Source organism: Ruegeria sp. BHSB056, from assembly GCF_059613305.1.
This window is the reverse complement of the sequence record NZ_JBXWSG010000119.1, coordinates 1-8,960: the sequence shown is the minus strand read 5'-3', so window position 1 is coordinate 8,960 and position 8,960 is coordinate 1. Positions and strand designations below refer to the sequence as shown.

The following is an 8,960-nucleotide window of genomic DNA, read 5'->3' as shown; positions in this document are numbered from 1 at the left end:
AGGTACGACACGTCATGTTCCAGGCTGCTCTCGTCGCGAGTCATCACAATCCGCATCTCAAGATCTTCGCAGATCGTTTGCGTGACGCGCGCAAGCCACACAAAGTCATCAACACAGCAGTCGCTAGAAAGCTTGTTACAATCGCGAACGCACTCCTCAAATCTCGGCAAAACTGGTCGGCTCAGACCCCCTGAGAAATACAGTTGCTAGTCAAAATCCAAACCGTCAGGTCCAAGTATCTGAATAACCTGATCGAACAGGATCATCGATTTATCAAGCGTCGCGTACGGCACATGTGTGGGTTCAAATCGTTCAGATCCGCTTCGGCTACACTGGACGGCATCGAGGTCGCCAACATGATCAGGAAGTGGCAATTCTCCAGCAATACGACGTCTGGCTTCCAGCTATTCGCCGGGCTCGCAGGATAGGTGTATCCAGTAAGTCGCTGACTTTGGCCGTTCCAAATGTTTGCGACACATCCGTATCTCAAAACCAAATGACGAATGCTTTCTTGAGGCCTGGCAACGATCCGACATGATGACTTCGCATGTCGTCACCTTTTTGCGGCTACTCTGCAGCGTCCGGAACGGTCGCTTCTGCGTATATCCCTTTCACACGTTCCTTTGTCGGATCAAAGTGCGGGAATGGAACGATCGTGGCTTTCAACCGCTTTTGCTGCCCGTCCAGTTGCCCAATCTCAATGTCTGCCCCAATGGTGGCATGTGTAACCGAAACCCGACCTAACGCGATGACTTTGCCAAGGACGGGTGATTTCATTGCGCTTGTAACCTCTCCAACCTGCGCTTTTCCAACGCGCACGCAGTCGCCGGGCGAGGGGATCGTGCCCCCTTCGACCTCGAAACCAACCAGTTTGCGGTGGGGATGTGCCTTGCGTTCTTCGATCGCCGCCCGCCCGATGAAATCGTCGGTCTTTGATTTCAGCGGCACGGTAAAGCCAATGCCAGCCTCGAACGGATCGGTTTGATCGTCGAATTCGGATCCGGCAAAGATCAGGCCGCCTTCGATCCGCAACATATCGAGCGCGGCAAGGCCAAGCGGGGCAATTCCGTAGTTCTGACCAACGTCCCAGACACGGTCGAATATCTCGACGGCGTCTTTGGGATGGCAGAAAATTTCGTACCCTAGTTCGCCGGAATATCCGGTCCGGGAAATCACGACCGAAGTTCCGCGTACATCTCCGACCCGGGCCACTGTAAGCCGGAACCAGGGTAGTTCTTCAATGGTCGGCTGCTGGGGGGGGGTCCAAAAGATCTGCGAGAGGATGTCGCGGCTGTGCCGCCCTTGAACCGCGATGTTGTGCAACTGATCCGTGGAGCTGCGCACCCAGACGTTCAGGTTCCGCTTGCGCGCCTGTTCCTGCAGCCACAAACCACTGGTGTCGTTGCCTCCGATCCAGCGAAAATTGGTCTCTCCCAGACGATAGACGGTGCCATCGTCGATCATGCCACCATGCTCATAACACATGGCCGTATAGACCACCTGACCAACGCTCAGCTTTTTCATGTTGCGAGTCACGCAAAGCTGCATCAGCTCTTCGGCATCCGGGCCGACAACTTCGTACTTGCGCAGTGGGCTCAGGTCCATCACGGCGACTTTGTCCCGACAGGCCCAGTATTCGGCAATTGCGCCATGGTTGGTCATAGTGTTGGGCAGCCAGTAGCCGTTGTATTCGACGAAATCACGGGTATGACGCGCAAAGCAGTCGTGAAATGCTGTTTTCTTGGTTTCTTCCACATCCGCCTCCGCAGATTTTCTGTAGCCGTAGGACCGTTTGAAATCCTCGGTCGCTTTGTAGGTTCGCACCTGAATGTCTGTCGGGTTCCAGCCATTGGCCGGGTCGATGTCGCAGGGACAGGCAGTGCTGACGCAGACCAGATCCGTCAGAGCGCGCAGTAGCACGAAATCACCGGGTCTCGACCAGGGATCGTCCATGCCGATGGCGTTGGTCTCGTCCAGCATTGTGTTGAAGAAGAAGTTGATCGCAGGCCAGCCACCGCGCGGGCGGATGCCATACTGGTCCAGATCCTTATTGATGTTGTCCGAGCAGTTCACATGGCCAGGATAACCCAGATCTTCATAATACCGCGCCGTGCAGGCCAACCCAAACGTATCGTGACGTCCGCAGGTGTCCTGCACAATTTCGATCAAGGGCTCCTGATCGACGGACCAGTACTTCGAAAATATCCCCGGTTGCGGGTACAGGCTGCCCATCAGGCTGCGGGTCGTCGTCGGATCGATTTCGCGCTCGATCCCCTGATCCAGCGCCCGGCGGCTGAAGGCCTGAAAATCCGAACATTCGCGGCCGCGAATATCCAGGATCTGTATGAATTCTCCGGCTTTGACCTCGTAGGACTGAGCATTGCCCGGCTGAATGTTGATGTCCTTCAGAGGGTCGGCGAGCGGATCGGGAGGACCCACTTCGGGTTTCTCGAGGCCGGGTGCTGCTCGCTGAATGTACAGAATGATGTCAGTCGGAGGATTGTTGTCCTCGGGCCGCATCGCTTCGCCCGGTGCGGCGACAATCAGCAGTCCGTCATTCTCCGCCACGAAATGCGCCATTTCGCCCGCGCGCGATCCGGCTGAAAAAGCCCGGACTGCATCTCCGCGTCCGATATCGAAGCCCGCGACCTCTAATGCGCGCAGCACTTTCTTTCCCGAGGCCGAACCATTCGCCAGAGTTGCAATCAACCCTTCCGGCCGCCCATGTCCCTGTGCGCCTAGCATGGCGGCGTCCGAGCTTCGATCAGGGGCAAAGAACACCATCTCGGCCGGTTGCATGCCATCGCGATCCAGCAGCGTGATGGTGTCGCCTTTGGACACCGGAACCGCGCGCGATCCCATTGCGGGAACCGGATGGCGTTCTGTCCCGTGGGGCAGGATCGGAAGGCCGGGGGCCAACACCCCGCTGCGTTCGAATGGAACTTCAAAAACCGGCTTCACATTCATAATTCACCTTCCTGAATGGATTCCGTCGCACCTCGGTGCGTGACCACCAAAAGACAGCCCGCCTTGGTGTGCGAGCAATGGCTGGATCCTGCGGCAAGGCTGACGAAATTCCCGCTGCGATAGCAGAACCCATCATGATCGGTCAGATCGCCTTCGAGGACAAAGAACTCTTCCGATCCGTGATGGATGTGCGGGTTCGAGCGTGTGCCTGGCGCCATCTTCATCAGATAGCTGCCTTGCCCGGTTTCTTCATCAAAGCTGACGTTCTTCCACCAGACCTGCTCGTCTGGCAGACCGTCCATCCGCATCCGGACAAATCCGGCATCGTCGAAACGGGCAACACTGCGGCTGTTCTGAAGTTGTGCCATCTCAGTCCAGCCCCAGTCGCTTTTTGCGCTGTTCCGCCCAGCTGCTGATAGCCATGTCAAAGGTCAGCGCCATCAGCGACACGTTCAGGCCTAGGACAAAGTTTTTGCCCAGCTCGGTACCTGCTAGCGTGCGTTGCAATTCTTGTCCCAGGTCCTGTGTGCCGATGAAGGCCGCGATGATGACCATGAAAAAGGCAAACATGATCGCCTGATTGAATCCGACAGCCATTGTCGGCAGCGCTAGCGGGAACTGAACCGACATCAGCTTTTGCCGCCGCGTGGACCCGGACATGTCTGCAGCTTCGGCCATTTCCGGGGGCACGCTGCTAAGGCCAATAATGGTGTATCGGATCAGCGGCACAGCGGCGAAAATCAGGATCGAGAACACAACCGCCACATCATTGACGCCGAACAGCATGATTGCCGGAATCAGATAGATGAAGCTGGGAAAAGTCTGTGCGGTGTCGCAGGCCAGAAGGATGCTCTTGGACCAGCGCTCGGAGCGGGCGGCAATCACGCCAAGCGGTATGCCGATCAGAGTGGCGAGCGCAACGGCCGAGATAACTGTATATAGAGTGATCACCGACCGGTCCCACCAACCCGAAAATGCGACGATGGTAAAGAACACCGCAGCATAGATACCCGACCGGCGCCCGCCGACCCAATAAGCAAAGGCAACGACAAGTAGGATGAAGGCGGGGGTAGGTATCGCCAACAGCGTGTCCCGGAACGGTATCAGAACTTTGACATTCAGGAACCAGCGCAACCATTCAGTTGTTCCCTTGATGGCTTCGATCGCCAGGAACGACTTGATAACCACATCAATTTCCTTGCCTTGGCTCAGGTGCTGTTTACGGCCAACTTCGGCCAGGATCGGGAACAGCTGCGACAGCAGGATTAACCCGATAAACATACCCAGCGCGACCAGCGATATCTGGTGCCGCTTCCACCAGGGAGTGCCGCGTTCAAAGTGAACTGGTTGCTTGACCACCCACGCCTTGGACATCCGGTCCAGCGTCACCGCCAGAAGAACGATGGTAACGCCGATCTCGAATGAACGTCCCAGTTTGAAGCTACCCATCATTGCCAGTAGCTTGGCGCCAAGTCCGGGCATTCCGATGAAGGCGGTCAAAACCACCATGGCCAGACACAGCATGATAACCTGATTGACGCCAACTAGAATTTCAGTGCGTGCCGCCGGAACATAGACGTGACGCAGCATCTGCCAGCGGGTGCAGCCAGACATTTGACCGGCTTCGATCACTTCGGGACTGACTTTCTTAAGTCCCAGCGTTGTCATCAGGATCATCGGCGGGATGGCGAACGTAATTGTTGCCACGGCACCGGCTGTTGGTCCGACTTTAAAGAAGATCACCGCAGGCAGCAGGTAAGTAAAGAAGGGCAGGGTCTGCAACACCGACAAGATGGGCTTCAGCATACGCTCGAACCAGCCATATTTCCACGCGGTTATTCCCAGAACCAGACCCAGCAGGAACGCCAAGGGTGCCGCTACGACAATCACGGACATGGTTTGCATGGCGATTTTCCACTGCCCGATTGCCGCCGTCCAGATGAATGTGCCCGCTCCAAGGGCTGCCAACTTCCATCCCCCTACGGCATAGCCGACAACACCGGCAACAGCAGCAATCGCAGACCATGGGATCGGTCCCAGATTAGGCCAGCGACGCTTGCCTTCTAAAAGGTTGGCCGATGTGTCCAACAAAAACTCCAGCGGGCCTTCGGCGATGAAGCGCGTCACATAGATCAGGCCAAGGTCGTTTTGGATGAAGTTGAATACCGCATCCAGTATCTGCGCCGTAGGCGGGATTGCCGCCTCGGGAATGCGGTTCAACCATTCAGGGAGAATTCCGACCGCCTTTGCAAGGATCAGCGCAAAGGCGGTGATCAGAAGTGCGGTAAGGACTCTGGTGCGCCCCCACGCACCGTCTGCCGTGTCCGGTAATTCGGTGGACAGTGTCGCCATCATTCCGCTCCGAGCAGAACGTTCAACGCGGCATCGCGATCCAGAACGCCGGTGACAACGCCTGTTTCATCCGCAACCGGCAGCAGGATACGTTTGTCATTGACCAGAACCCGGGCCAGTTCATGAATGGTTGATCCGCCATTGATCGGCGCGCCTTCAAGGGTATGGCCGTTCACCGGTTTTGCCAGCCCTTTCGCATGCACCACGCGAGCCTTGTCGATATCCTCGGTGAATTTCGCCACATATTCGGTCGCCGGGTTCATCACGATCTGATCCGGAGTATCGCATTGTTCGACCGCACCGTTGCGCATGATAGCAATCCGGTCAGCCAGACGCAGCGCCTCGTCGAAATCATGGGTGATGAAGACGATGGTTTTGCCCAGCATCTCTTGCAGGCGCAGGAATTCATCCTGCATTTCACGGCGGATCAGCGGATCAAGCGCCGAGAAGGGTTCATCCAGAAACCAGATATCCGGTTCGATAGCCAGCGACCGGGCGATACCGACCCGTTGTTGCTGGCCACCGCTCAATTCCCGTGGGAAGTATTCTTCCCGGCCCTCAAGGCCCACCAGCTTGATGACCTCCAAAGCGCGTTCGCGCCGGTCGTGGCGATCCTGCCCACGCATTTCCAGCGGGAAGGCGACATTGTCCAGAACCGTGCGGTGCGGCAGCAACCCGAAAGACTGAAACACCATCCCCATCTTGTTGCGGCGCAATTCGATCAGGTCGCGCTCGCTGAGTTTCATGATGTCCTGACCGTCTACTTCGATCGTGCCCCCGGTGATGTTGTGCAGACGCGAAAAGCACCGCACCAGCGTGGATTTTCCCGATCCTGACAACCCCATGATGACAAGCATCTCGCCACGGCCAACCTCGATCGAGACATCCTTGACCCCGGCGATGTATCCATCCTCTCGGATCTCGTCGAAACTGCGGCCTGCCGGCATGGACTTCAGATAGCTCTCGGGCGAGGGTCCAAACAGTTTCCAAACATTCTTGGCTGATATAACAGGCGCGATGGCGGACATGGCTGCTTTTCTTTCTTGTTGAGCGCGGCCCTGGATCACAAAATGATCAAGGCCGCGCCAGATTCACTATTCGTAGCCGTTATCAGCTGCAGGCACTGATCCAGGGGTCGACAACCGCGCGGTTGGCGTCCAGCCACTCTTCTGCCGCTTCTTCCGGCTCAAGCTCATCAGTGTCGACCAGCTTTGCCATTTCCGCGATCTGAGGGTTGGTGAAAGAAATCTGGGTCAGGGCGCAATACGCGGCTGGCCACTTGTCTTTCATGCCATCCCAAGCCGCCTTTTTCAGATAGCCACTTGCCGGGTTGCCACAATCATACAGCGCATCCGGGTTTGGACCCTTGGCGGGATCTTTGTCGCAGCCGTCTTCCCACGCCGGGAACTCCACAAACTCACCGGGCCAGACGGCTTCGGCAAAGTTTGGCGTCCAGTTGAACACAAGAACCGGCGTCTTGTCAGCCTCGGCGGCACCGATCTCGGCCCACAGCGCCGCGGCGGAACCCGCGTTGATCACGGTGAAGTTAAGATCAAGCGCTTCGGCGCGTTCTTTACCATGCTTCAACCAGTCTACCGGACCGTCCAGATACCGGCCTTTGTCGCCGGTTTCGGCTGTCGCGAACAAATGCGCACAATCGTTCAGGGCTTTCCAGTCCGGCAGGCCGGGGCAGGACTCTTTGGTCCACATCGGATACCACCAGTCCTCGCGAGTGACAGCATCGTGGTCGCCCGCATCATGCAGACCACCCTTTTCCAGAGCCGCGCGGAAGGATGCACCAAATGCGCCTTCCCAGACTTCCATCTCAAGCGTGACGTCGCCCAGACGCACCGACTCGTAGACCGCCTGACTGTCGGTGGTGACATATTCGACATTATTGCCGATCTCTTCGAACAACTGGCCGACCACGTAAGACATTACGATCTGACTTGACCAGTTGTGTATTGGGATAATGATCGGATCGCTGCTGTCTTCGGCGATCGCGCCGGTGCCCGCTACCGCTGCCAAGGTTGCAGCAGAAAGTAGGTTTGTGAGTTTCATGTTCGCTCCCTGAGTGAGGTTCATTTTTTGCTAAAGGGGCTCTTCCGGCCCGCGAATTTGTGCATTTTGCCTAGAATCGCTCATAATGCAGAAAAGAAATTTGAGGGGCGTTGACCATAAAATCTTGAGGCAAACTCAACTTTTTACTATGATAACAGTCGGTTGTTCGTTCAGACGGCAACTGGTGCCCATGAATGTTTTTGCGTGTGGCCGCGTCCAGATCGGGAAACGTCCTGTAAATGCCCAAGAAAACATCAGTCACAGGGAAAGTCCTTCCTCCGCTCGATTATTTGTTGGCATTTGAAGCCGCGGCAAAAGCGCAAAGCTTTGCGCAGGCCAGCAAGGTGCTGAACATCTCGGAAACTGCGATCAGCCGCAAAGTGCGCCTGCTGGAGCAGCATTATGACGTGCCATTGTTCGTGCGGGGTCACCGTTCGGTGTCACTGACACAACAAGGTGCCATTCTGTTGGCTACTGTCGAGAAGTCACTGGATCAGATGCGGGACGTCAGCCGTGAAATGCTGGCCAAGCATCAGGCCAACAAGGTGTCGATTTCAGCGACGAACTCTGTTGCGTCTTTGTGGTTGATGCCACAGCTGCACAAGTTCAACAAATCCAATGGCCGTATCCGTATTTCGCTGGTGTCTTCGGACAGTGACGCAGAGTGTCTTTCGGATTCCATGGACCTGACGATCCTGCGTGGGGATGGCGATTGGCCGGGATACGAGGCAAAGCTTCTGTTCGGGGAAACAGTGTTCCCGGTTTGCAGCCCCGAGTACCTCAGAAACAACCCCAATGCGGCGGACCTTTCCGCGTTGCCGGAACTGGACCTTATTGAAGTCACCAGCAGCCATGCGGAGTGGATGACATGGCGCACATGGTTCAGCGGTAACGGTGTTTCCACCTCGTCGATGGAGCAGGCCGTGGCTTTCAACACCTATCCACTGTCGGTTCAGGCTGCCGTCGATGGTTTGGGAATTGCATTGGGTTGGGCCCATCTTGTTGACCCCTTGCTTGAGAGTGGCGCGTTGGTCAGGCCGGTCCAGAACGCTTCGGTGCGAACGCAATCCGGATACTACCTGCTGAAAAGGCCGCTTCAAAAAGCTTTCCCGGAACAGCGCATCGTCGAGGATTGGTTGCTGGGTCTCAGCGCGGGTCGAAAAAGATACGCCTGATCCTGGTCGCAAAACCCTGATTCTTGACTTGATGTTTGGAAATGTCCCCTGGGCGTTTTAAACTCACGTATTGACCCTTGGGAATATTTATTTACCTTAAAGAAAATTTCGACCGAATCTGGCCCTGCGTTTTGTCGCTTTGGCCGGACCAATTCAGACTATCTCACGCAGGGAGACCAAACCCAATGAGCTATAAATCCGACATCGAAATTGCGCGTGAAGCGAATAAGAAGCCGATCCAGGAGATCGGCGCGAAGCTTGGAATATCCAGTGACGATCTGTTGCCGTATGGGCATGACAAGGCGAAGGTGAGCCAGGAGTTCATCAACTCGGTGCAGGGTCGTGAGGACGGCAAGCTGGTGCTGGTGACGGCGATCAACCCGACGCCTGCGGGTGAGGGGAAGA

At 56.3% G+C, this 8,960-nt stretch carries 7 protein-coding genes and 1 pseudogene; 3 read left to right on the top strand and 5 right to left on the bottom strand.

Features of this window, described 5'->3' with window-relative positions; all coding sequences use genetic code 11:
- Positions 1 to 215 precede the first annotated feature (215 nt).
- Positions 216 to 428: pseudogene (locus tag AC2FND_RS18750) on the top strand (DDE-type integrase/transposase/recombinase); the annotation flags it as partial.
- Positions 429 to 567: 139 nt separating this feature from the next.
- Here AC2FND_RS18750 and AC2FND_RS18745 read toward each other — a convergent pair.
- The 5 genes from AC2FND_RS18745 to AC2FND_RS18725 form a co-directional block, all read right to left on the bottom strand.
- Complete coding sequence (locus AC2FND_RS18745; protein ID WP_496771261.1) at positions 568 to 2,967, bottom strand: trimethylamine N-oxide demethylase; 2,400 nt, start codon at positions 2,965 to 2,967, stop codon at positions 568 to 570.
- The gene (locus tag AC2FND_RS18740) at positions 2,964 to 3,335 is read right to left on the bottom strand and encodes a cupin domain-containing protein (protein WP_496771260.1); all 372 of its coding nucleotides are present in this window, start codon (positions 3,333 to 3,335) and stop codon (positions 2,964 to 2,966) included. Before AC2FND_RS18740 ends, AC2FND_RS18745 begins: the two co-directional genes overlap by 4 nt.
- Before the next feature lies 1 nt (position 3,336).
- Positions 3,337 to 5,319 carry an ABC transporter permease gene (locus AC2FND_RS18735; protein WP_496771259.1) on the bottom strand — a complete coding sequence of 661 codons (1,983 nt, stop codon included), beginning with the start codon at positions 5,317 to 5,319 and terminating at the stop codon, positions 3,337 to 3,339.
- Positions 5,319 to 6,347, bottom strand: a complete 1,029-nt coding sequence (locus AC2FND_RS18730; protein WP_480774570.1) for a quaternary amine ABC transporter ATP-binding protein — start codon at positions 6,345 to 6,347, stop codon at positions 5,319 to 5,321. Before AC2FND_RS18730 ends, AC2FND_RS18735 begins: the two co-directional genes overlap by 1 nt.
- A gap of 82 nt (positions 6,348 to 6,429) precedes the next feature.
- Entirely contained in the window at positions 6,430 to 7,380 is a 951-nt protein-coding gene (locus tag AC2FND_RS18725; protein WP_496771258.1) for an ABC transporter substrate-binding protein, read from the bottom strand.
- 239 nt (positions 7,381 to 7,619) lie between these two features.
- On the opposite strand from AC2FND_RS18725, the gene AC2FND_RS18720 reads away from it, so the two are divergent.
- A complete protein-coding gene (locus AC2FND_RS18720) occupies positions 7,620 to 8,555 on the top strand; it encodes a LysR substrate-binding domain-containing protein (RefSeq protein ID WP_496771257.1) in 936 nt (311 codons plus the stop codon).
- A gap of 185 nt (positions 8,556 to 8,740) precedes the next feature.
- Positions 8,741 to 8,960: formate--tetrahydrofolate ligase (locus AC2FND_RS18715; protein ID WP_496771256.1), on the top strand; the 220-nt coding region annotated here is incomplete at its 3' end.